Raw genomic sequence first — 23,091 nt, forward strand, 5'->3', positions numbered from 1 at the left:
CCGGGTTCAGCCGGCCTGCCTGGCCAGGTCAGCGGCGCCGATGACGCCGGCGTCGTTGCCGGCGCCGGCGGGCAGCACCGGGGCCAGCGGGTAGTTGCCACGCTGCCCGAGGGCCGCCTGGTAGGAGTCCCGGACGGGCGCCATGAGCAGCTCGCCGGCATCGCTGACGCCGCCGCCGATGACGAAGACGTTCGGGTCGAGGACCTGGGTGAGATCGGCCAGCGCGACCCCCAGCCAGTGCCCGACGTCGGCGAACGCCCCGCAGGCGGCGATGTCGCCGTCGGCGGCCGCGACGGTGATCATCAGTCCGGTGATGAGCCGGGGGTCGCCACCGGCCAGCTCAAGCAGCCGGCGTGCGGACGCCGGGTCCTCCTGGGCGCGGTCCCGGGCTGCGACGATGAGGGCCCGGCCGCTGGCGTACTGCTCCAGGCAGCCACGCCGGCCGCAGGGGCAGGGCCGACCGTCCGGGACGACCCGGACGTGGCCGAGTTCGGCGGCGACGCCGTGCGCGCCACGTAGCAGCCGTCCGTGCAGGACGATGCCGCCGCCGAGGCCGGTGCCCACGGTCAGCATGACCATGCTGCGGGCGGCGAACCGACCCACGCCGGCGCCGTAACGGTGCTCGGCCCAGGCGGCGACGTTGGCGTCGTTCTCGATGACCACGGGCAGGCCGAAGTCGTCGGCGAGCTGGTCCCGCAGCGCGATGTCACGCAGCGGCAGGTGGGCGGCGAACATGACCGTCGCCCGGTCGACTCCGACCCAGCCGGCGACGCCGACTCCGACGGCGGTGACCGGATGCTGGTCGGTCAGCTCGGCGAAGATCTCGTTGAGCTGGTCGCGGAGCTTGCCGGCATCGTCCGTGGGGGTCTCGCGGCGGGCACGGGCCAGGATGGCGCCGGACTCGTCGACGACGCCGGCGGCGATCTTCGTGCCGCCGATGTCGATGCCGACGGCCGCTGTCACCGCGGGTCTCCGTCGGCGGGCTCGTGGTCTCCGTCGGCGGGCTTGCGCACGGTCTTCCTGACCGCCTTACGGGCCATCGGCTTCCGCGACGGCGCGCCGTCCGGCGCGGGGTCCGGGGCCGGCGCGGGGTCCGGGGCCGGCGCGGGGTCCGGGGTTGCCGCCGGAGCGGACGCCTCGTTGGGGTCGGTGGCGGCGGCCGCCTCGCTGAGGTTGCGCAGCAGGCTCGTCAGGCCGGCGGCGAAGTCGGCGGCGCCGGCGGCGACCCGCTCGGTGAACTCGGGGGTCGGGTCGCGCAACGCGTTGATCACCCTGCAGATCGGGCAGACGCAGCAGGCGGCGGCGCCGCCCACCTGGTCGGCGTCGACGCCGATGCGTCTGGCTGCCATGGAGGCCATCGCCATCGCGGTGGCGACCAGCCGTTGCGCCTCGTGCCGGGCGGCGCTCTCGGCGCCGAGCCCGCTCACGCGGCCGCCCCGCGCTCGACCTGACGCTTGAGCTCACGAAGCGCCGTATCCATGATCATTTTTTCGGCCTTCCGCTGGAACATGCCCAGCATCGCGATCGACAGTTCCACCCGCAACGTGTACGTCACCGTCGTCGTGCCGTCGCCGTTGTCGACCAGATCGTAGGAGCCATCCTGGCGCTTCTGGGCGCTGGACGGCTCGGCCAACGTCCACTCGATCCGGGTGAGGTCCTCGGCGTACTCGTAGTCGAGGGTGTACTCGTCGGTCAACATGCCGGCGTCGATCGCGAACCGCACCTGGGCGGCGTGCCCGTCCTCGTACTCGGCCAGCACCTCAGCGCGCTTGACAGCCTTGGCCCACCGCGGGTAGTGGCTGAAATCGCAGATGATCGCCGCGACGTCCGCCGGAGCGCCGGCGACGACGATCGACTGGGTGGAGGAATCAGCCATGTCAGGAGGCTACTCCCCTCGGGTCCGATCCTGACCTACCGTTAGGCGCATGCCGTCCGCCACGGGCGGCCCGCCGCGACCGCGGGCCGGTTGGCCCCACGGGAGTCCGGCCATGCGTGAGCTGGAGGTTTGACCATGCGTGAGCTGTCTGTCCCCGCGGTCGTGTCGATCGGGCCGGACGCCAGCCTGACGGATCCGGTCTGGGAGAACGCCCGGGTCGCCCCGCAGGCCCCGGCGTTCGCCCGCCCCGGGGCGGGCGGCTGGACCACCGTCACCTGCGCCCAGTTCAAGGACGAGGTCGTCGCGATGGCACGCGGCCTCATCGCCGCCGGGATCACACCCGGCGACCGGGTCGCCCTCATGAGCCGCACCCGGTACGAGTGGACGCTGATGGACTACGCCCTCTGGGCCTGCGGCGCCGTCACGGTCCCGATCTACGAGACGTCCAGCCCCGCCCAGGTCGCCTGGATCCTCAGCGACTCCGAAGCGGTCGCCTGCGTGGTCGAGACGCCGGCGCACGCCGACATCGTGGCCGGGGTGCGGGACCAGGCGCCGCGCCTGCGCGACGTCTGGGTCATCGACGACGGCGCGCTCACCACGATCACCGCCCAGGGCGGAACAGTCGACGCCGACGAGGTCGAGCGCCGCCGCGCCGCGATGAGCGCCGACGACACCGCGACGATCATCTACACCAGCGGGACGACCGGGCAGCCCAAGGGCTGCGTGCTCAGCCACCGGAACATGCTCTCGGACATCTCCAACGCGCTGCCGCTGCTGGAGGGCATCTTCGACGCCAGATCCTCCACCCTGTTGTTCCTGCCGTTGGCGCACGCCTTCGCCAGGCTGATCCAGATCGGCGCGGTGCAGGCCCGCTGCCAGCTCGGCCACACCGCCGACCTGCTCACCCTCAGCGACACGCTCAAGTCATACCGGCCGACGTTCATCCTGTCGGTGCCGCGGGTCTTCGAGAAGGTGTACAACACCGCCCGCCAGAAGGCCATCGCCGACGGCAAGGGCGCCATCTTCGGCCGCGCCGAGCAGGTCGCCGTCGCCTACAGCCAGGCCGCCGAGCGCCGGGGCGGGCCAGGGCTGCTGCTGCGGGCCGAGCACGCGTTGTTCGACCGGCTCGTGTACGGAAAGCTCCGGGCGGCGCTCGGTGACCGCTGCACCGCGGCGATGTCCGGTGGGGCGCCGCTCGGGGCACGACTGGCGCACTTCTTCCGGGGCGTCGGCATCACCGTGTACGAGGGGTACGGGCTCACCGAGACCTCGCCGGCGGCGACGGTGAACATTCCCGAGGCGATCCGGATCGGCACCGTCGGTCGGCCGTTGCCCGGGGTCGGCATCCGGATCGCCGACGACGGCGAGATCCTCATCCACGGCGATCTGGTCTTCCGCGGCTACTTCAACGACCCGGAGGCCACCGACGCGGTCAAGGACTCCGACGGCTGGCTGCACACCGGCGACCTCGGCGCGCTGGACGACGACGGCTTCCTGACCATCACCGGCCGCAAGAAGGAGATCATCGTGACCGCCGGCGGCAAGAACGTCGCCCCGGCGGCCCTGGAGGACCGGCTGCGGGCACACCCGCTGGTGAGCCAGTGCATGCTCGTCGGCGACGCGCGACCGTTCATCGCCGCGCTCGTCACCATCGACGATCAGGCGTGGCCCGGGTGGTTGGCCGGGGCCGGCAAACCCACTGGCTCCACCGTCGCCGACCTGCACGACGATCCGGACCTGCGCACGCTCATCCAGTCAGCCATCGACAGCGCGAACAGCGCCGTCTCCCAGGCCGAGGGCATTCGCACGTTCCGCATCCTGCCGCGTGACTTCGCCGAGTCCACCGGCGAGCTGACGCCGTCGCTGAAGGTCAAGCGCACGACGGTGTTGGAGATGTACGCCGACGAGGTTGCCGCCCTCTACACCCGCTCCTGACCGGCCGTCACGGCGCCCGCCTGGCGCGGGCGTCAGCCGGTCCGGGCCGCCGGGGTCACGGCTCGTCCACGGCCGGTCGGCGCGGGCGTGGCCCGAACCGGCCGCCGCCCGTCTACGATCATGCGAGTGCGTGCTGAAACCGGACTCCTCAAGCGACCGTCCGCGCTGGTGACGCGCAGCGCGCTGTTGTGTCTCGTCGCGATCCTCGTCTGGGTCGTCACCAGGGACGCGCAGCAGCTGTGGTGGCCGGCGCTGCTGGCCGTCGCCGGGATCCCGGCCGTCCTGACCGCCCACCAGACCCTGATCACGCTCGGCCGGTTCGCCGAGGTTGTGGTGGTGGGGCTGGCAGCCGGGGCCGTCGCCGTGGCGGCCATGACCGCCGGGGTGTCCGGGCCGGGCTTCGCGGCGTCGGCGGTGCTGCCGTACCTGTGCGTCCCGCTGGCCGCGGCGGGGCTGGCCGAGCGCGGCCGGGAGGCGCTCGCCCTGCTCGCCGTCGCCGTCGCCGTGCTGACAGTCGGCGGCGTCCTCTCCGGCAACGGTCCCAGCCTGCTCGAAGACCCCCGGTACGTGCTCGCGTGCGCCCAATGGCTGGCGCTGGCGTCGCTGGTCGCCGCTGCCGTCGGGATGGTCTGGGGCGGGGCCCGCCAGGCGGCCGTGACCGCCCCGCCGGCGGGTCCGGCCCCGTTCGAGGAGGCGACCCGGCTGCTGACCCAGCTGCGCAGCGTCGCCCGGCAGCTGCCCGGCGCCACCCTGGACCCCGGCAGCATCGCCGAGCACCTGCTCGACGAGGTCAAGAGCATCGCGCGGTGTGACCGGGCCGCCGTGCTCACCGCCAGCGGCGGCGGGCGACTCGTCGTGCTCACCGAGTCCGGCGTGGACCGGGCCGAGTGGGAGACCACCATCGACGCCGACTCGGCCGTCGCCGAGGCTTGGGCGAGCCAGACCGCGCAGACGGCCGCCCGGTCCCAGACGCGCTCGCACCGCTCAGACGAGGTGTCCTCGATGGTGGTCCCGCTCATCGCGGGCGTCCGCACCGTCGGCCTGATGATCATCGAGGCGGACGTCAGCGCTGGCTACCCCGCCGATGTCGTCGACCGGGTGGTGTCGGTGAGCGCCGCCGCCGCGCTGCGGCTGGAGGCGGCGCTGCTGTTCGACGAGGTGCGGTCGATAGCCACCAACGAGGAGCGCCAACGGCTGGCCCGGGAGATCCACGACGGGGTGGCCCAGGAGCTGGTGATGGTCGGCTACGGCATCGACAACGCCCTGGCCATGCTGCCGGAGGCCGGCTCGGACGACTCAGCCGAAACCCTGCGCTCCCTGCGCGGCGAAGTCACCCGGGTGATCACCGAGCTGCGGCTGAGCCTGTTCGAGCTGCGCAGCGAAGTGGACCGGCACGGCGGCCTGGCCGCGGCGATCGCCGAGTACGCCCGCACCGTCGGCGCCTCCGCCGGCCTGCGGGTGCACCTGTCGCTGGACGAGTCCACCAACCGGATGCCGGCCGCCACCGAGGCGGAGCTGCTGCGGATCGCGCAGGAGGCGATCACCAACGCCCGCAAACACGCCGGCGCGAGCAACCTGTGGGTCACCTGCGAGGTCGACCCCCCCTACGCCCGGATCGCCGTCGAGGACGACGGTCGGGGACTGCCTGACCATCGCCCCGACGGCCACTACGGGCTTGCGATTATGAGAGAGCGGACAAACCGCGTTCGGGGTCGGTTGGAGATCAATCCGCGACATCCCAACGGCACATCTGTCGCAGTAGTCGTGGGAAGTCCCCCCGGACGCGATAGCGTGCGCGATAGCGTGAACGCAGCAGAAACGGAGTAATCGAGCCATGACGACGAGCCCCACCCCACCGGTGAGCCCGCAGGGACCGCCGCCGGGGACGCGCACGAAGATTCTGCTGGTCGACGACCACGACCTGATCCGCAAGGGTCTGCGGCACGCGTTCGAACGTGACCGCGAGTTCGAGGTGGTCGGCGAGGCCGCCACCGCCGCCGAGGGCGTGCGTCAGGCCGGCGCGCTCCAGCCCGACGTGGTCATCATGGATCTGCGCCTGCCCGATGGCAGCGGCCTGGAGGCAACCCGGGCGCTGCGCAAGAACAGCGCCACCATGGGAATCGTGGTGCTGACCATGTACGCCGGCGACGACCAGCTGTTCGGCGCTCTCGAAGCGGGGGCGAGCGCCTTCGTGCCCAAGACGGCCCCGGCCGACGAGGTCGTCGCGGCCGCGCGCCACGCGGCCAGCGCGCCGAGCGCCTTCACCGCCGCCGACCTCGCCGACGCCATGAAGCGCCGGCTCGCCCCGGCCGGACCGCAGCTGTCGCCCCGCGAGGGGCAGGTGCTGCGGCTGCTCGCCGACGGCATGAGCGTCGCGGGGATCGCCAAGCAGCTGTTCGTCAGCGAGTCCACGGCCAAGACCCACATCTCGAAGCTGTACGAGAAGCTGGGGGCGGCGAACCGGGCTCAGGCGCTGATGACCGCGCTCAAGCTCGGTCTGCTGGAAGCGCCGGACGCGCCGAAGTTCTGATGCCCACCGCCGGGCGGGCCCGAGCCGGTACGGCCGCGGGCCCGCCGCGCGTCTGATTGTCGACGTGCGGGCGGCGGGACGTGCCGGTCTGGGGCGCGCCGGGGAAGATCTTCCAGATCTCGATGTCGTCGAACCGGACCTTCGTCGGCAGGCCGCTCTCCTCGGGGGCGTCGGTCTGGAACAACCCGAGCACCACGTTGCCGCGGATGAAGGTGGCGTCCCGGGTCTCCCCCACCACCACGCCGTCGCGGTAGGACACCAACCGTTCGCCGCGGGCGACCACCCCGATCCGCGCCGTGACGCCGGTCGCGATCGGACTGTTCAGTCGGAACGCGCGCAGCGGCTCCACCCTGGCCTGTTCGTGAGCGACAAGTTGCAGCTTCTCCGGGCACACCCGCAGCGCGTACCCGCGGTTGTCGTAGAAGCGGAACCAGACTCCCGCGCAGCTGCCCGGCGCCACGAGGGTCACATCGACGAACGCGCCGACGTCCTCAGCGGGCTGGTAGGGGCCCCGGCACCGGTAGGAGCCGGTGGTGTCCATGTAGACGCTGAGGCTGCCGTCGCCGAAGTCGCAGCGCCACTGTTTGAGTGACTGGGCAATCCAGTGGCCGGGCACGGTGAGCTGATCACGCACCAGCAGCTCGGCATCGGCGGGGACGCCTGGCGCGGACGCCGACGGCGGGCCGGCCGGAGCCGGCGACGGCGCCACGCTGCTGCCGCCGCCGCCCTCGCCGGCGGCGCCTACCGGGACAAGGGCTGGGGGAATCCGGATCACCCCCGCGACGAGGGCCGCCACCAGCGCCGTCATGGCGAGCACCGCCACGTTGAGCGTGATGATCAGACCACGGCCGGCGCCCCGTCGCCGCGTCGCCGGCGCCGCTGGCGTTGGCGGAGGCGGTTGCGTTGGCGGAGGCGTTGGCGGCGTCTCCGAACCGCCGACGATCTGGTCCCGGTCGATGAGCCGGCCTACGTCCAGGGTCTGGTGGGCGGCCCCGCTGATGAGGTGGTTGACCAGCTCACGGGCGGTAGGACGCTGAGCCGGGTCGGTCGCCAGGGCAGCCGCCACCAGCGGACGCAGGGGCGCCGACAGGCCCGCCAGATCGGGCTGACCGCCAAGGATCCGGGCCACGATGCCGGCGGTGGAGTCGCCCGGGAACGGCAGCCGGCCGGCGCCGGCGTAGGCGACGATGACGCCCCAGGCGAAGATGTCCGAGGCCATCGTCGGCCGGCCGTCGGCAAAGCGTTCCGGGGCCATGTAGGCGATGCTGCCGACCAGCTGGTTCGCCTCGGTCAGGCTCTGGGTCACGTGCAGGCCACGGGCGATCCCGAAGTCGATCACCTTGGGGCTGCCCGGCGCGAGCAGCACATTGGCGGGTTTGAGATCGCGGTGGACGATGCCCACGCCGTGGATCGCGGTCAACGCGGTGGCGACCCCGATCGACAGACCGTGGAGGTTCGCCGGGGTCAACGGCCCGTGCTCGGCGATCACCGACGCCAGAGTGGGACCGTTGACATACTCCACCACCAGGTACGGCAGCTCTGCGTCAGGATCGGCGTCGAGCACCTCGGCGGTGCAGAACGGAGGCACCTGACGGGCCTGTTCGACCTCACGCTGGAACCGGCGGCGGAACTCCGGCTCGACGGCCAGACTCGGCCTGATCACCTTGATCGCGACCCTGGGACCGGCGCCGTCGCGCCGACCCAGGAACACCGTTCCCATGCCGCCCTCACCGAGGCGTCCGAGCAGGTGGTACGGGCCGATCGAGTCCGGGTCCGCCGACCGAAGCGCTTCCACCCCAGCACATTAGCGTCGTCGCGTCCGCCCGCACATACCGTGAGGGCCGATGAGGACCGTTCGTTAGGCGAACGTGTCGATGTGGACGGACGTCGACCTCAGGCGACAGCGAGCAGGTCGCGCAGCCGGTCGGCCTGACGCTGCCAACCCCACTCCCGGCGCACCCAGCGACGGCCGACGGCGCCCATCAGACGGGCCCGGTCCGGGTCGTCGAGCAGCCCGGTCACCCGGGTCGTCAGGGCGTCGAGGTCCCGACCGTTGACCACGTGCCCCGTCTCGCCCTCGCGCACCGCGTCCGGGGCGCCGCCGGAGTCCCCGGCGACCACCGGCAGCCCGATGGCCGAGGCCTCCAGGTAGACGATCCCCAGGCCCTCGACGTCCAACCCCCGCCTGCGGGTCCGGCACGGCATCGCGTACACGTCCCCCGCGGCGTAATGGGCGGGCAGTTCCGGCCACGGCACCGGCCCGGTGAAGACCACATGGTCGGCGACGCCACGCTCACGGGCCATCCGCTGTAACGCGCCCCGGTACGGCCCGTCGCCGACCAGCAGCAGCGCCGCGTCCGGCGTCCGTTGGCGGATCTGGGGCAGCGCGTGGATGAGCGCGTCCTGGCCCTTACGCGGCACCAGCCTTGATACGCACACCACCACCGGACGGTCGGCCAGGCCCAGCCGTGAACGCAGCGACGCGCCGTCGACCCCCGGGTGGAAGATGTCGGCGTCGACGCCGGGTGCGAGCTGGCGCAGCTCGGTGCGGCCGGCGAGCGCCCGGGCGAGCCGGACCCTGGTGTACTCGCCCAGGTAGGTGATGACGTCGGCGCCCGCGCCGATGCGACGCAGCAGGCCGCGCGCCCCGGGCAGTTTGGCCCAACCCACCTCGTGGCCGTGGGTGAGGCCGACGACCCGGCGCACCCCGGCCCGTCGGCGCAGGCCCTGGGCGAGCAGACCGAGCGGGGCGGCCGCCCCGAACCAGACGGCCTCGCAGCCGTGGGATCGCGCGATCTGCGCCGCCCGGCGGGCGACGGCGGTCGTCGGCAGCAGGATGCCGGTGTCCTCGCGCACCACCGGGAACGGCTGGGCGGCGTCGAACTCGGCGGCCCCCTCCGAGGTGGAGGCGTAGACGACGACCGAGTCAGCCGGCTGGCGCAGGGCGAGCTGGTGCACGAACGCCTGGATGCCGCCGGGCCGGGGTGGGAAGTCGTTGGTGATGAGCAGCGTCCTCAACGCTCGCCCCGGGCGTACGCTCTGGCGTGCGCGATGCGCTCCACCGTGGACGGGTGGCTGCCGAACCACCGGTGCTCCGGCCACGGCGGGTCCGGGTCGGCCAGGTTGACGCTGGCGAGCCGGCGCTGCATCGCCTCGTAGGCGGCCGGGTCGTTGGTGAGGGCCAGGGCGTGGGCGTCGGCGCGCGCTTCGACCAGCCGCGACAACAGCGCCTGGACGGGGGTGGCGACGACGCCGGCGAGCGCGGCGATCGCCAGCAGCATCCCCAGCGAACGCGGGTCGGCGACCGAGGGCACACCGGCGGCGCGCAGCAGCGGGCCCCAGCCGCTGAGCAGGAACAGCGCCACGACCGCCGCCGCCGAGCCGAGCGCGCCGAGCAGCGTGCCGACGAACACGTCGCGGTCCTTGGCGTGGCCCAGCTCGTGGGCGACGACGCTGGCCACCTCGGCGGGGGTGGCCTCCCGTAGCAGGGTGTCGTACACCACGACGCGTCTGGTCGGCCCGAACCCGGAGACGTAGGCGTTGACGGCGCGGGTGCGCCGGGACGCGTCGGCGACGAGAACGTCGCGCACTGGGACGCCGTCGCGCTCGGCCAGGGCCAGCAGCTCGGTGCGCTGGGCGCCGGCGGGCATCGGGGTGAACTTGTTGAAGACCGGCTCGATGAGCACCGGCAGCACGAACGACAACAGCACCACCAGGGTCGCCGCGCCGGCCGCCCCCCAGGCCCACCACCATGCCGGGGACCAGCGGGTGACGGCATAGAAGCCGATCAGGGCGATGGCGGCGATGACCGCGCCGACGGCGTACCCCTTGGCCAGGTCCGCCGCCCAGCCGGACCAGTCCTGCGTGGACAGCCCGTACCGGACCAGGGCGCGGTGCCGCCAGGCGGCGAACGGCAGGGTCAGCAGATCGGCGAGCAGGAGCAGGACGAGACCGCCTACCAGCACCCTGGCCAGCCAACCGCCGCCCAGCGGCCGGGCCGCCCAGGTGACCACGGCCGCTCCCAGCGGCGTGAGTCCCAGAATGAGGGCCACGACGAGGGCGAGCAGCAGCGAGCCGTACCGGGCCGGACGTAGCGAGGCGGCGAACTCCCGGCCCCGGGCGACCTCGGCGGCCGGCAGGTCGCGCAGCGCGGCGAGCTGGTCGGCCCGGGGGGCCGGCGGCCGCTGCCATGGGGTGAGCAGCGCCACCGCCACCGCCAGCGCCACCAGCAGAACAGCCAGCGTCACCACCGCCCAGTTTCGCGAAGTCATCGCCGCAGTCCTTCCGTCGGTAACTCCCGACCGTACCTTCAGGCCCGGGCCAGCCGACGGAGCAGGGAGTCCGCGTTGACCGGATACGCCCCGTGCCGGCGGACGCCGTCGGCGACCTCGCGGTCCGAGGACACCACGACGACGGCCCGGCCGGGCGGCTCGGCGCGCGCCAGCTGCCGGATGAGATCGTCGGCGCTCTCGCCCTTGCGGGAGAACAGCACCCGGACGCCGCGCGGCGGCGGCGCCATCCCCGGGACCTTGTCCGCGCCATCGAACACCACGGTCACCTCGACCCGGGTCTGGGCGGCGATGCCGCCGAGGCCGGTGATGAGCCGGTTTCGCTGGTGCTCCAGGGAGATGTCGCCGAAGCCGCGTTTGGTCACGTTGTAGCCATCGACGACCAGATGTGCCTTGGGCAGCGCGAGGAGCTGGTCGAGGCGGGCCGGGTCGTCGGTGTCGCGGGCCCGCGGGCTGGCCTCCGGGCCGGACGGGACCTGGGCGTGCTCAGCGGCGACAAAGTCGGCCGGCAGTTGGTCGGCCGGGTCGAGCGCCAGCTCCCGACGCAGTCCGACGGCAGCCTGCCCGATCGTCTCCAGCAGCAACCACAGCCGGGCCTCGTCGACCGCCCGGGCATGGCGGGCGCTCTGCCGGGCCCCGCTGGCCACGGACTCCGCCTCGGCCAGCTTGGACCGCAGCCGACGCAACTCGGCGTCGTGGTCGGCGGCCGACCGGGCGGCCCGGCCCCGCTCGGTGGCCAGCAGCTCGGCTGACCGCCGACCGGCGGTCAGGGCGTCACGTAGCTCCTTGCTGACCCGACGGTGCTCCTCCCGGAGGCCGCTCAGCTCCTCACGCGCCCGGGCCAGGTCGTCGCGGAGCTTGTCGGCCTCCGTCCGGGCCTGGGCCCGTTCGTGCTCGGCGCGGGCGACGCGCTGCTCAGCCTGCCGTATCGCCGCCGCGGACTCGGCGGCGTCAACGGACGCCCGGACGGTCTCCGAGGCCGCCTCGACGATCGCGCGCCAGCCCTCGGGACGCAGCAGGTAGGCGAGGGCGGCGGTGTCGGCGACGTCGGCGTCGGCGGGCGCGGACCCGGCTCGCACCGCCTCGGCAAGCTCACCGGCGCCGTCGGCCACCTTGCCTGCGGCGAGGGCGCGGAAGACCGCGTCGGCGGCCAGTTGGGTGGCGATCGCCGCGCCGCCCAGGCGGGCCCGGCGGTTCGGGGCGAACTTGGCGACCCGGCGCAGCGGCGCCGGCAGATCGTCGGCCAGCTGCGGCAGGATCGCCGCCACCAGGGTCACGATCCGCTGCCGGACCGGCTCGGGCAGGTCCAGCCCGGCGTCGCCGGCCACCGGGTGCGGTGTCGACGGGTCGGGCTGCGCGAGGAACATGGCGACAGTCTTTCACCGATCTTCGACCGGTGACGGCGGGGCCGGACCCGGCTGCGGCCGTTGTCAGACCGCACCGCTATTTTTCGCCCATGCCGGACGACGGGCGTCAGATCCCCCACCCGCCCACTATCGACGCGCGGCTCGACGACCCCCACCAGTGGAGTCTGAGCCGGGTCACCTTCGTCGTGCTGGACCTGGAAACCACCGGCGGCGCTCCCGACGGCGGTGGGATCACCGAGATCGGGGCGGTCAGGGTGCGCGGCGGCGAACGCCTCGGCACGCTGAGCACCCTGGTCAACCCAGGTGTTCCAGTGCCGCCGTTCATCACCGCGCTGACCGGGATCAGCAGCGCGATGGTCGCCGGGGCGCCGCCGCTGGCGGCGGTGCTGCCGACCGTCCTGGAGTTCCTGGCCGGCGCGACGCTGGTGGCTCACAACGCCCCGTACGACGTGGGCTTCCTCAAGGCCGCCTGCCTGCGACTCGGCTACCGGTGGCCGGCGCCGCCGGTGCTGGACACGCTGGCGTTGGCGCGGCGGTTGTTCGCCGACGGCGAGGTGCCGAACCGCAGGCTCGGCACCCTGGCTGCCCACCTGCGCACCCCGCACCAGCCGAGCCATCGGGCGCTGGACGACGCCGAGACCACCGTGGACGTGCTGCACGCCCTGCTGGAGCGCCTCGGCGGCGACCGGCCCCACACCCTGGGCGAGGTCATCGCGTTCGCCAGGTCAGTCTCGCCAAGCCGACGGGCCAAGCGCCACCTGGCCAAGGGCCTGCCGCACGCCCCCGGCGTCTATGTCTTCCGGGCCGCCGACGACCGACCGCTGTACGTGGGCGCGTCGGTCGACATCGCCAGCCGGGTGCGCGGATACTTCACCGCCGCCGAGCGCCGCCGTTGGATCGACGAGATGATCACCGCAGCGGTTCGGGTGGAGGCGATGACCTGCGCGCACCCCCTGGAGGCACAGGTACGGGAGCTGCGGCTGATCGCCGCGCACGACCCGCCCTACAACCGGCGCCCCAGGCGCCAGGACCGGACTATGTGGCCGAATCCGACTGCGGAAACGTGCCCGCGGCTGTCGATCGTGCGCCAACGACGCGCCGACCACGACGGCGGCCTCGGTCTGCTCCCGTCCCGGCGGGCCGCAGAGCTGGCCGCGGCCCTGCTGCGCACGACGATCCGCCACCAGCGGCTCGCCGGGCTCGCCGCGGTGGCCGAACTCGTCGCGGCCCGCCGGCATGCCGGCGGCGGCTGGGAGCTGGCGGTGGTGCGGCACGGCCGGCTGGCCGCCGCCGGTGTGTCGCCGCCTGGCTCGCATCCGCGGGCCAGCGTCGACGTGCTGGTCGCCGCCGCCGAGACGCCGCCGCCGACGCCTGGGCGGCGGTGCGCGAGCGCGCAGGAGACCGAGACGATCCTGCGGTGGTTGGAGGCGCCGGAGACCAGGCTTTTCCGCGTGTCGCACGGGTGGGCGTCGCCGGTGGCCGGGGCTGCCCGGTTCACCACGTTGCTCGCGCGGCTGGACGCGGCGGCCCGCGATCACGCTCCCTCCGCTGACTAGCGGATGCGACTCACCCGTTCACGCACCGGCATGTAGCCGTTCGGACATAGGTGGCCTGTCTACCCTAGAGAGGCGGCGCGGGCGCGACCGTGGGAGAGGAGCGGCCGGGTGGACTTCAGCGGGCCAATGGACCTCAACCGTCCGGACCTCGACGCCGGTCGTGCGCTCAGCCGCCCGAACCGGCTGGGCCCGCTCGACTTCGGCCTTGGCCGTCGGATCAGGTCCCTGCTCGACGCCGCCCGCCCCGACCGGGCGGGCGACCCGGTGGCGGAGCTGGTGCGCACCCACCGCTCCATCCATCCGTACACCGACGCGGTGGTGCTGCGCCGGGCGTACGCGATCGCCGAACACGCCCACCGGGGCCAACTCCGCAAGAGCGGCGAGCCGTTCATCACCCACCCGCTGGCGGTAGGGCAGATCCTGGCCGGTCTGGGCATGGACACCACGACGCTGGTGGCGGCGCTGCTGCACGACACGGTCGAGGACACCGAGTACACGTTGCAGGCGTTGCAGGCGGACTTCGGCCCCGAGGTGGCCCACCTCGTCGACGGCGTCACGAAGTTCGACAAAGTCTTCTACGGCAAGGCCGCCGAGGTGGAGACCCTCCGCAAACTCATCGTGGCGGCCGGTCGGGACGTCCGGGTCCTCATCATCAAGTTGGCGGACCGGCTGCACAACATGCGGACCCTGGACGCCCGCTCGCCGGCGTCCAGGGCCAGGATCGCCAAGGCGACCGAGGAAGTGCTGGTCCCGCTCTCGGACCGGCTCGGCATCCAGGCGCTCAAACGCGACATCGAGGACGCCGTCCTGTTCCACCTGGCGCCCGAGGAATACGGCCGCATCGACGCCCACGTGCGTGAGCAGGGGCACTGGGCCACGTACCTGGCGTCGATGATCGAGCAGACCCGCACGGCCCTGCGCCCGCACCGGATCAACGCCGAGATCCGCCCACGCCCCCGGCACCACTACTCGATCTGGAAGGACACCATCGCCGCCGGGCATGACCGACCGCACGACATGCCCCGGGTGGCGATGATCGTGGAAGGGTCCGAAGCGGACTGTTACGCAGCTCTCGGCGCGCTACACGCCTGTTGGCGGCCGATTCCGGGACGTTTCAAGGACTTCATCGCCTCTCCCAAGCACAACCTGTACCGCTCGCTGCACACCACGGTCCTGGGTCCGGAGAGCCGGACGGTCGAGGTGCTCATCCGCACCACGGCCATGCACCGCACCGCCGAGTACGGCATCGCCGCGAACTTCCGCTACCCGAACCCCGCCGACCGGGACGAGGAGCAGTTGCGCGACCCGCTGGCCTGGCTACGTCGGGTGCTGGACTGGGAGCAGGAGACCACCGACCCGGCCCAGTTCCTGGCCTCGCTGCGATGCGATCTGGCCGAAGCGCAGATCAAGGTGTTCGCCCGCGGCGGCGCGGTGCTGCTGCCCGAGCGGGCCACCCCGGTCGACGTCGCCTACGAGCTGGGCCCGGATGTCGGGGACACGCTGCTGGCGGCCACCGTCAACGGCCGGCTGGCGCCGTTGTCGTCGGCGCTGTCCGACGGTGACGTGGTGGAGGTGTTCACCGAACGCGACGGCCCGGTGGAGCGGCAGGGCTCGCCGCGCGGGCCGCGTCGGGAGTGGTTGGAGTTCGTCCGCTCCCCGCACGCGCAGCGGCAGATCCGGCGCTGGTTCGTCGAGCCCGACGCCGGGGCCGCCGTGGGCATCGCCGACAAGGTGCGGCTGGGGCGCTCGGCGCTGTGGCTGGCGCTGCGCCGGCACGACCGTAACCTGGTCAACGAGTCGCCGCTGCGGCAGTTGGCGGAGTCGCTGGGCTACCCGGACCATGACACGCTGCTGGTCGCCATCGCCGACAAGAGCCGCAGCGCGGACGAGGTCGCCGAGAAGCTGATCTCTATGGTGGACCACCATCCGGGCTGAGGCGTCGTTAGCCTGGTCGGCGTGACCGCTTACGCGCCCCCGCCCGACCGTGCCCGCCCGCGCACCTTACGACTGCGGCTACGGGCCCTCGGGTACCAGGTCTTCTACCGCCTGCCGCAGCCGGTGCGCAACCGCATCGTGCGTTGGGGGACGCGCACCTACGTCGTCGGCGCGGTCGTGCTGGTCTGGGACGCCGACACGGATCGTCGGCGGCTGCTCCTGCTGCGACAGCCGCCGGGCCGGGGCTGGGGACTGCCCGCGGGGCTGCTGAGCAACCGCGAGGAGCCAGCGGTCGGGGCGGCCCGGGAACTGGCCGAGGAGACCGGCATCGTGCTGGACCCGCAGGAGCTGACCGAGGCCACGCCCAACGCCCTCGTGCACGCGCGCGGCTGGATCGACCTGGTCTTCGAGGCCAACGTCCCGGCGTCGAAGGTCACCCTGACCGTCGACGGCGCCGAGGTGTGGGAAGCCGCCTGGCACGAGGTGACCGCGCTGCCGCCGATGACCACCGCCGCCGCCCGGCTGCTGGCCCGCTACGACATCGGGGCGTCAGGGTGAGCGTGGTGTGCGCGGTGCTGCTGGCCGCCGGTTTCGGCAGGCGGCTGCGTCCGCTGACGACGATCCGGGCCAAGGCGCTGTGCCCGGTCGGCAACGTCCCGCTGCTGGACCGGGCCCTGGACCGGCTGGCCGGCCTCGGGCTGTCCGGGCCGGCGACGGTGGCGGTCAACGCGTCGTACCTGGCCGATCAGGTCGTCGCCCACGTCGGCGACCGGGCCCGGCTGTCGGTGGAGCTGCCGGCGCCGCTGGGGACGGCCGGGGCGCTGGGCCAGCTGCGGGACTGGATCGACGGCCGGGGCGTCCTGGCCGGCAACGCCGACGCCTACCTGGCCGGCGCGTCGGCGCCCGGCCCCGACATCGCCGACCTGCTGACCGGGTGGGACGGTCGACGGGTCCGGATGCTCGTCCGCCCCGCCGCCGCGGGTCAGGGCGAGTTCGGCGGCTGGCGGTTCGCCGGGTTCTCACTGCTGCCCTGGTGGCGGGTGAGCGCCTTGACGTCCGCGCCGGCCGAGCTGTGGCGGGAGGTGTGGCGGCCCGCCGAGGCCGCCGGGGAGCTGGACCTCGTCCCTTACTCCGGCACGTATCTGGACGCCGGAACCCCGGCCGACTATCTGGCGGCCAACCTGCACGCGGCCGACGCCGCGGGCGGCGCGCTGGTGGCCGAGGACGCTACGGTGACCGGCCCGCTGCGGCGCGCGGTGGTCGGCGCCGGGGCCGTCGTCGACGGGTCGCTCGACCGTTGCGTGGTGTGGCCCGGCGGCCGGGTCGGCGCCGGCGAGCGCCTCGTCGACGCGGTGCGGGTCGGCGTTGACCTCACCGTGGCTGCCGGTCTGGCACGGACCAGCCAGGCCCCAGGCACAGCCTGAGCATTGTTCATAATTGCCCAGTATGTGCGGCGTACGATTTCCCCGAAGGCCACTTATCGAAGCCCCAGCTGCGACGATCGGCCGCGCGCCGGACGCCCTGGGCCCGCCCACCGGAGGTCGGACCGACCATGCGGACACCGATCCCGAACCTGGACAGCGGCCGCCCTCCGGACGGGCCGGGCCACCGCGGTGACGAGGCGCTGCTCCGGGAGGTGGCGCATGAGCTGCGCGACCCCCTCGGCGGTATCGTCGGGCTCGCCAGCGTGATGCTCATGAAACTGCGCGGCAACCCCGCGGACCTCCACGAACAGGCCCGGCAGCTGGGACTGATCCGGGCCAGCGCGACCGAGCTGTTGGATGTCGTCGACATCGTGCAGGGGTTGGTGGCGCTCGGTTGCGACACGTCCGTCCGCGAGCTGGACTGCCGCGAGACGGTCCGGCGCGGCGCCGCACCGACCGCCGGCGAGGGTCGGCCGAAACCGGCGGTCGCGCTCCGGCTGCCGGAGCATCCCGTGCCGGTCCACGCCGACGAAAGACTCATGACGCTCCTGGTACGCCATCTCGTCTCCCTCGTCGACGACCAGAGCGCCCAGGTCACCCTCGCCGGCCCACCAGAAACTCCACTGAAGATCACGGTGAGCGGCGCGGCCACGGCGCCCGTCCACCCGCACGGCTCGTCCCCGGAGGGGCTGCGGCGACTGCTGGTGGACCGGCTCGCCAACCGGTGCGGCTGCCGGCTGACCGTCACCACCAGCCCGGACCAGCCCACCCTCGCGACCGTGCGGCTGAGCGCTGCACCGTCCGTACGGCCCGGCTTCTGATGTCCACCGTCCTGGTCGTCGTGGACGACGGCACGGTGAGCCGCGAAGTCGTCCGCTCGGCCCTCGCCCACGGCGGGCGCCGGGTCATCGAGGCCGCCGACGGGCGGTCGGCGCTGGCCGCCGCGCGCCATCACCATCCGGATGCCGTCGTCGCGGACCTTCCCATGCCCGGAATGGACGGCTACGACTTCGTCAGCCAGCTGCGGGTCGACCCCGCCACCGCCGACATACCGGTGCTGTTCCACACCGCCAACTACCAACCGGACGAGGCCGCCCCGCTCGCCGAGGCGTACGGCGTCCACCGGGTCCTGCCGAAGTCCGCCAGCCCGCAGGAGCTGCTGGACGCCGTCGAGTCGGCGGTACGCGCCAGCCCCCGGCCGCACGCCTTCACGGAGGCCGGCGGATCGGTCCTGCCTTCCGGGTTGGCCGTCCAACACCTTCGGACCATCAACACCAAGCTGGTGGAGAAGGCCCGCGCGCTCGACGAGAGCGAGGCCCGGCTGGCGACCATCGCCGAGCTGTCGCCGGTCGGCATCGTCGTCGGCGACCGCGAAGGCCTCGCCGGCTACGTCAACCCACAGTTCTGCACGATCACCCAGGCCCCGGCCGGGGAGCTGCTCGGCGCCGGCTGGCTGGCCTACCTGCCCGAGGAGCACCGCCAGGAGATCAGCGGCGGCAGTCTGGCCACGGCCGCCGCCGGCCGCCGTCTCGGCGAGGTCACCTGCGCCGACGGTAGGACCCACTGGCTCAGCAGCACCCTGCAACAGGTGACCGACGGCGCGCATGTCACCGGATTTGTAGCAATGGTCGACGATGTGACCACCCTCATCGAGAACGAACGGCTCCGCTCCGCTGAGGAGCAGCAGCGCGCCAACGAGCGGTTCCATGGACTGGCCCGCCTCGGCGGGGTCATCGCCCACGACTTCAACAACCTGCTCAACATCATCGCGTCATTCACCGAGCTGATCACCGAGGAGATCGGCGACACCGCCGGATCGGTGCTCGCCGACACCCGCGCCGACGCGCTCCGGGCCGACCTGGAACGGATCGACGACGCGTGCCGTCGAGGCGCCAAGCTGACCCGTCAGCTGCTGGCCCTCGGCGGTCGCGAGGCCGTCCAGGTCACCTCCCTGGACGTCACACCGGTGCTGCGGGAGGCGCTCGCCGAGGCGTCCGTCCCGACCACGGTCACGGTCGACGCGCCGCTGCCCACGACACCCCGCATGGTCAACATGGACGGCGACCGGATGCGGGACGCGCTACGCGGCATCATCGTCAACGCCGCCGAGGCGATGCCCGACGGCGGAAGGCTGACCCTGACGGTGGACGCGGTCCGGTTGAGCGCTCCCGATCCGGCGCAGACGCAGCTGAAACCAGGCGGCTACGTGCAGATCGTCATCGCCGACACCGGGATCGGCATGACGCCCGATGTCGCCGCCCGGGCCACCGAGCCGTTCTACACCGTCGGCAAGGAGGGCCACCGGCCCGGGCTGGGCCTGGCCACCGCGTACGGAACGCTCCGCCAGCTGGGGGGTGGGTTGAGCGTTCGGAGCGAGTCCGGCCGCGGCACGAAGGTCACCGTCTTCCTGCCGGCGGCACGGGAACCGGTCGACCCGGCGCTGACCTCCGGCGACGGCCCCGCGCCGGCAGCGGCCACGGTCCTGCTCGCCGAGGACGAGGAGGGGCTGCGAGCCGCCGTCGAACGGATGCTCACCCGCGCCGGCTACGACGTCATCGGCGGGGCGGACGGGGAGCAGGCGCTGTCCGCCGCGGCGGCCCACGCCGGCCCGATCGACATCCTGCTGACCGACGTGGTGATGCCACGGATGAACGGGCCGCAGCTGGCCGAGCGGATCCGGCAGACCCGATCCGACCTGCCCGTGCTGTACATGTCCGGCTTCGCCGCTCCGTTGATGACCGCCGAGGGCGTCCTGCCGGCCGGGGTGACCGTGGTGAACAAGCCGTTCAGCCGGGAGGTGCTTTTGGCGACGCTGCGCGCCGCCCTGACCACCGCCAGCGTCGGCGCCGCCTAGTCCGGCGTCAGACCGCCGCGGGCCGGGCCATGGTGGAGCTGACCACCCAACGACGCAGACGGTCCCCGGCGGCGCCGCAGTCGATCGCCGCGGCGGCGCGGTCCAACCCCGACCGTAGACCGGCCAGCAGGCCCGCCCCGTCGCAGTCGGCCAGCCCAGCCTGCGCCACGAGCGCCGCGGCCGCGTTGACCAGCACCGCGTCCCGTACCGGACCGCTCTCCCCGGCCAGCAGCCGCTCCACCACGGCGGCGTTGGCGGCCGCGTCGCCGCCACGCAGCGCCCCAGGCTGGCTACGGGCCAACCCGAGCGCCGTGGCGTCGATCGTGAACGCCCTGACCGTGCCGCCGGCGGCGACCCAGACGCGGGTGGGCGCGGCGGTGCTGATCTCATCCAGCCCGTCCGCACCGCGCACGACGAGCACGGAGTCTCCCCGGTCGGCGAAGACCTGGGCCATCACCGGCGCCATCGTGGCGTCGAAACAACCGACCACGCCGGAGCGGGGTCGGGCCGGATTGGTCAGCGGGCCGAGCACGTTGAACGCGGTCGGGACACCGAGCTCGCGCCGGACGGCAGCGGCGTGCCGGGCTCCGGGGTGGAAGCGCGGGGCGAAGCAGAATCCGATGCCGGCCTCGGTGACGGTGCGGAGCACCCCCTCGGGGCCCAGCTCAAGGCAGATGCCCAGCTTTTCGAGCACGTCGGCGGTGCCGCACGATGACGAGGCCGCCCGGTTGCCGTGCTTGACCACCGGCACGCCGGCGCCGGCGACGACGACGGCGGCCATGGTCGAGATGTTGACGGTGTTGGAGCCGTCGCCGCCGGTGCCGACGACATCGACGGCCGCGGCCCGCAGCTGCTCGGGCAGCTCGACCGCCGTCGAACGTCGCAGCATCGTGGCCACGAGACCGGCGAGCTCGTCGGGCGTCTCGCCCTTGGCACGCAGCCCCACCAGGAAACCCGCCAGCTGCGCGTCCGTGGCGGTCCCGGACATGATCTCGTCCATCGCCCAAGCGGTGTCGCCGCCGGCGAGCTGCTCGCCGCGCAGCAACCGGTTGAGCAACTGCGGCCAGCTGTGCCCGTCCACGACCGACTCAGCCGGCGGTCGGGGCGACGCCCGCGGGCAGGTCCCCGACCTCGCCGCGCAGCAACGCCGCGACCGTCTGGCCGGTCTCGAACGGGTCCAACGGCAGTCGGACGGTGGCGTCGACCTCGGCGTAGGCGGCCAGCCACTTGTCGGCGGCGCGGGCGATGGCCAGCACCACCGGCGGCGGGGCGTCGAACTCGTCGCGGACCTGCCGGGCGATGCCGATGCCTCCGGCCGGGGCGGCCTCGCCGTCGAGCAGCAGCAGGTCGATCTCGTAGCCGTCCATGAGCCGGAGGACCTCGGCGTAGGTGGACGCCTCGACGAACTCGACGGTCAGCTCCGGGGCGGGACGTTCGCCCACCGCCAGGCGCATCGTCTGCCGCACCAGCGGATCGTCGCTGTAGAGCAGCACGGTGTTGACCCGCTGCGTCTGCGCTGTGTTGTCGGTCTTCGCCGCGTTGGCTGCCACAGGCCCGGCTCCCACGTCGCTCCGCCACGAGGCCCGACGGCCACGCGGCTTTCAGTGTTGCGGTTTCGATGATGTCGCTTGATGCCCGCCGATCGTACCGCCGCGGCGGGGGTCAGCTGGACGCGCCCGCCGACTCCGCCGGCGCCTTCGCGCGGGCGGCGTGCTCGCGGAGCTCGGCCCGGTCCAGCTCGCGGTCGACCCGTCTGGCCTCACGTTGGGAGGCCCGGACCCACTGGACCACCAGCACCGCGATCATGATGACGCTCACCAGCTCCCCGCCGGCCCACAGCACCCCGCCGGCCACCACCTGGTCCTCGCGGGGATCCACCCAGTCCAGCCCCAGCGACGGGTACCAGTCACCGCCGAACAGGGTGACGCTCTGCATGACGGTGAGACCGAGCACGGTGTGGAACGGCACCGACAGGATCATCAACAGCGCCCGTGCCGGGTACGGCCAGCGTCCGGGCAGCGGGTCCAGGCCCAGCAGCGGCCAGAAGAACAGGCTTCCGGTGACCAGGAAGTGCGCGTGGGTGACCTCGTGCCAGAACTCGTTCTCCAAGGTCAACCGATACAGGTCGGTGAAGTAGAGCGCGAACGGGTTGACCACGAAGATCCCGAAGGCCACCAGCGGAAACGTGATGGTGCGGACGTACCGGCTGTGCAGGAGCCCGATCAGCCGCCGCCGCCCGGCCACCGGGAGGGTGCGCAGGGCCAGCGTCACCGGCGCCCCGAGCGCCAGGAAGATCGGCGCGACCATCGACAGCGTCATGTGCTGGATCATGTGCACCGACAGCAAAGTGGTGTCGTATGTCCCGATGCCGCTGAGGGTGACCAACGCGATGCCGCCCAGCCCCGGCCCGAGGAACATCCAGATCCGCAATGCGGGCCAGCTGTCGCCACGCGCGCGCAGCCGGTACACGCCGTAGAGGTAGAGGCCGGCGGCGACGACCAGGCCCAACCCGAGCCAGGTGGCCGGGCGGGCCTGGGTCACGATGGTCGAGACGGTGAATGGAGGCAGGGCGGTCAGCACCCTGAGCAGGGTAACTGGGCTGCCGACACGCCGCAGGTGGGGGCCACGACACGCGTGATTCCGCCACCCCGGCGGCGGGGCGGGTTGATCGGGGACCATAATGACCGCGTGACTGCGGCGACCATTGAGAAGAGCCGGATCCACTCGCTGACCCGCCCGAACATGGTCAGCGTCGGGACGATCGTTTGGCTCTCCAGCGAACTTATGTTCTTCGCGGCGTTGTTCGCGATGTACTTCTTCATCCGTGGGGCTTCGCCGGAGCTGTGGGCGGAGAGGACGGAGGTCCTCAACATCCCTTACGCGACGACGTTCACCGTGATCCTGGTGGCGTCGAGTGTGACGTGCCAGTTCGGCGTCTTCGCGGCGGAGAAGGGCGACGTGCACGCGCTGCGACGCTGGTTCACCCTGACCTTCGTGATGGGACTGATCTTCGTCCTGGGTCAGGCGAACGAGTACCGCCACCTGGTCCACGAGGGCATCACGATCAACGGCGACGGGTACGGCTCGGTGTTCTACCTGACCACCGGCTTCCACGGGCTGCACGTGACCGGCGGCCTCGTGGCGTTCGTGATCTTCATGATCCGTACGACCATGGGCAGGTTCACCCCGGCCCAGGCGACTTCGGCGATCGTCGTGTCCTACTACTGGCACTTCGTCGACGTCGTGTGGATCGCCCTCTACTTCATGATCTATTGGCTGAAGTAGCCGGCGCGGGCCCGCGCACCGCGGGGCCCACCGGCGTGGC

Annotated in this window: 20 protein-coding genes; 10 read left to right on the top strand and 10 right to left on the bottom strand. The window is 72.9% G+C overall.

What is annotated here, in order from left to right; all coding sequences use genetic code 11:
* Window positions 1-6: 6 nt before the first annotated feature.
* From ABD287_RS06560 to ABD287_RS06570, 3 genes are read right to left on the bottom strand one after another with little or no spacing between them, the layout of a single operon-like run.
* Complete coding sequence (locus tag ABD287_RS06560) at window positions 7-963, bottom strand: ROK family glucokinase (protein ID WP_344169794.1); 957 nt, start codon at window positions 961-963, stop codon at window positions 7-9.
* A complete protein-coding gene (locus tag ABD287_RS06565; protein ID WP_344169797.1) occupies window positions 960-1,427 on the bottom strand; it encodes a hypothetical protein in 468 nt (155 codons plus the stop codon). The genes ABD287_RS06560 and ABD287_RS06565 overlap by 4 nt, the downstream gene beginning before the upstream one ends.
* Entirely contained in the window at window positions 1,424-1,876 is a 453-nt protein-coding gene (locus ABD287_RS06570; RefSeq protein ID WP_344169800.1) for an SRPBCC family protein, read from the bottom strand. Before ABD287_RS06570 ends, ABD287_RS06565 begins: the two co-directional genes overlap by 4 nt.
* Window positions 1,877-2,011: 135 nt before the next feature.
* On the opposite strand from ABD287_RS06570, the gene ABD287_RS06575 reads away from it, so the two are divergent.
* The 3 genes from ABD287_RS06575 (at window position 2,012) to ABD287_RS06585 (ending at window position 6,341) form a co-directional block, all read left to right on the top strand.
* Window positions 2,012-3,811, top strand: a complete 1,800-nt coding sequence (locus tag ABD287_RS06575) for an AMP-dependent synthetase/ligase (protein WP_344169802.1) — start codon at window positions 2,012-2,014, stop codon at window positions 3,809-3,811.
* A 126-nt stretch (window positions 3,812-3,937) separates the two neighbouring features.
* Entirely contained in the window at window positions 3,938-5,638 is a 1,701-nt protein-coding gene (locus ABD287_RS06580) for a GAF domain-containing sensor histidine kinase (RefSeq protein ID WP_344169805.1), read from the top strand.
* Between the two features lie 7 nt (window positions 5,639-5,645).
* A complete protein-coding gene (locus tag ABD287_RS06585; RefSeq protein ID WP_344169807.1) occupies window positions 5,646-6,341 on the top strand; it encodes a response regulator transcription factor in 696 nt (231 codons plus the stop codon).
* Here ABD287_RS06585 and ABD287_RS06590 read toward each other — a convergent pair.
* From ABD287_RS06590 to ABD287_RS06605, 4 genes are all read right to left on the bottom strand, one after another.
* Window positions 6,298-8,136, bottom strand: coding sequence for a serine/threonine-protein kinase (locus tag ABD287_RS06590; protein ID WP_344169809.1), 1,839 nt, complete (start codon window positions 8,134-8,136; stop codon window positions 6,298-6,300). The two genes, ABD287_RS06585 and ABD287_RS06590, sit on opposite strands and share 44 nt — an antisense overlap.
* A 98-nt stretch (window positions 8,137-8,234) precedes the next feature.
* Window positions 8,235-9,359, bottom strand: coding sequence for a glycosyltransferase family 4 protein (locus ABD287_RS06595; RefSeq protein ID WP_344169811.1), 1,125 nt, complete (start codon window positions 9,357-9,359; stop codon window positions 8,235-8,237).
* Entirely contained in the window at window positions 9,356-10,612 is a 1,257-nt protein-coding gene (locus ABD287_RS06600; protein WP_344169814.1) for a M48 family metallopeptidase, read from the bottom strand. The genes ABD287_RS06595 and ABD287_RS06600 overlap by 4 nt, the downstream gene beginning before the upstream one ends.
* Before the next feature lie 38 nt (window positions 10,613-10,650).
* Window positions 10,651-11,997, bottom strand: coding sequence for an NYN domain-containing protein (locus tag ABD287_RS06605; protein ID WP_344169817.1), 1,347 nt, complete (start codon window positions 11,995-11,997; stop codon window positions 10,651-10,653).
* Between the two features lie 89 nt (window positions 11,998-12,086).
* Here ABD287_RS06605 and ABD287_RS06610 point away from each other — a divergent pair, with 89 nt between their 5' ends.
* The 6 genes from ABD287_RS06610 (at window position 12,087) to ABD287_RS06635 (ending at window position 19,766) form a co-directional block, all read left to right on the top strand.
* Window positions 12,087-13,553, top strand: a complete 1,467-nt coding sequence (locus ABD287_RS06610; protein ID WP_344169820.1) for a DEDD exonuclease domain-containing protein — start codon at window positions 12,087-12,089, stop codon at window positions 13,551-13,553.
* Between the two features lie 126 nt (window positions 13,554-13,679).
* Window positions 13,680-15,488 (top strand): RelA/SpoT family protein, encoded by a 1,809-nt coding sequence (locus ABD287_RS06615; protein ID WP_344169906.1) that lies wholly within the window; start codon window positions 13,680-13,682, stop codon window positions 15,486-15,488.
* 21 nt (window positions 15,489-15,509) lie between these two features.
* Window positions 15,510-16,046 carry an NUDIX hydrolase gene (locus ABD287_RS06620; RefSeq protein ID WP_344169823.1) on the top strand — a complete coding sequence of 179 codons (537 nt, stop codon included), beginning with the start codon at window positions 15,510-15,512 and terminating at the stop codon, window positions 16,044-16,046.
* Window positions 16,043-16,912: a nucleotidyltransferase family protein gene (locus tag ABD287_RS06625; RefSeq protein WP_344169825.1), complete on the top strand. Its 870-nt coding sequence runs from the start codon at window positions 16,043-16,045 to the stop codon at window positions 16,910-16,912. Before ABD287_RS06620 ends, ABD287_RS06625 begins: the two co-directional genes overlap by 4 nt.
* A 128-nt stretch (window positions 16,913-17,040) precedes the next feature.
* The gene (locus ABD287_RS06630) at window positions 17,041-17,733 is read left to right on the top strand and encodes a histidine kinase dimerization/phospho-acceptor domain-containing protein (protein ID WP_344169828.1); all 693 of its coding nucleotides are present in this window, start codon (window positions 17,041-17,043) and stop codon (window positions 17,731-17,733) included.
* Complete coding sequence (locus tag ABD287_RS06635) at window positions 17,733-19,766, top strand: ATP-binding response regulator (RefSeq protein WP_344169831.1); 2,034 nt, start codon at window positions 17,733-17,735, stop codon at window positions 19,764-19,766. The genes ABD287_RS06630 and ABD287_RS06635 overlap by 1 nt, the downstream gene beginning before the upstream one ends.
* Before the next feature lie 7 nt (window positions 19,767-19,773).
* Here the strand turns inward: ABD287_RS06635 and trpD are convergent, their stop codons facing one another.
* From trpD to ABD287_RS06650, 3 genes are all read right to left on the bottom strand, one after another.
* Window positions 19,774-20,847: an anthranilate phosphoribosyltransferase gene (gene trpD, locus ABD287_RS06640; protein WP_344169834.1), complete on the bottom strand. Its 1,074-nt coding sequence runs from the start codon at window positions 20,845-20,847 to the stop codon at window positions 19,774-19,776.
* A 7-nt stretch (window positions 20,848-20,854) separates the two neighbouring features.
* Entirely contained in the window at window positions 20,855-21,220 is a 366-nt protein-coding gene (locus ABD287_RS06645) for a hypothetical protein (protein ID WP_344169909.1), read from the bottom strand.
* A gap of 208 nt (window positions 21,221-21,428) precedes the next feature.
* Window positions 21,429-22,346, bottom strand: a complete 918-nt coding sequence (locus ABD287_RS06650) for a cytochrome c oxidase assembly protein (RefSeq protein WP_344169837.1) — start codon at window positions 22,344-22,346, stop codon at window positions 21,429-21,431.
* A gap of 108 nt (window positions 22,347-22,454) precedes the next feature.
* Here ABD287_RS06650 and ctaE point away from each other — a divergent pair, with 108 nt between their 5' ends.
* A complete protein-coding gene (gene ctaE, locus ABD287_RS06655) occupies window positions 22,455-23,051 on the top strand; it encodes an aa3-type cytochrome oxidase subunit III (protein ID WP_344169840.1) in 597 nt (198 codons plus the stop codon).
* Window positions 23,052-23,091: the final 40 nt, after the last annotated feature.

The sequence above is a fragment of the Pilimelia columellifera subsp. columellifera genome, assembly GCF_039532605.1.
Taxonomy (GTDB): domain Bacteria; phylum Actinomycetota; class Actinomycetes; order Mycobacteriales; family Micromonosporaceae; genus Pilimelia; species Pilimelia columellifera.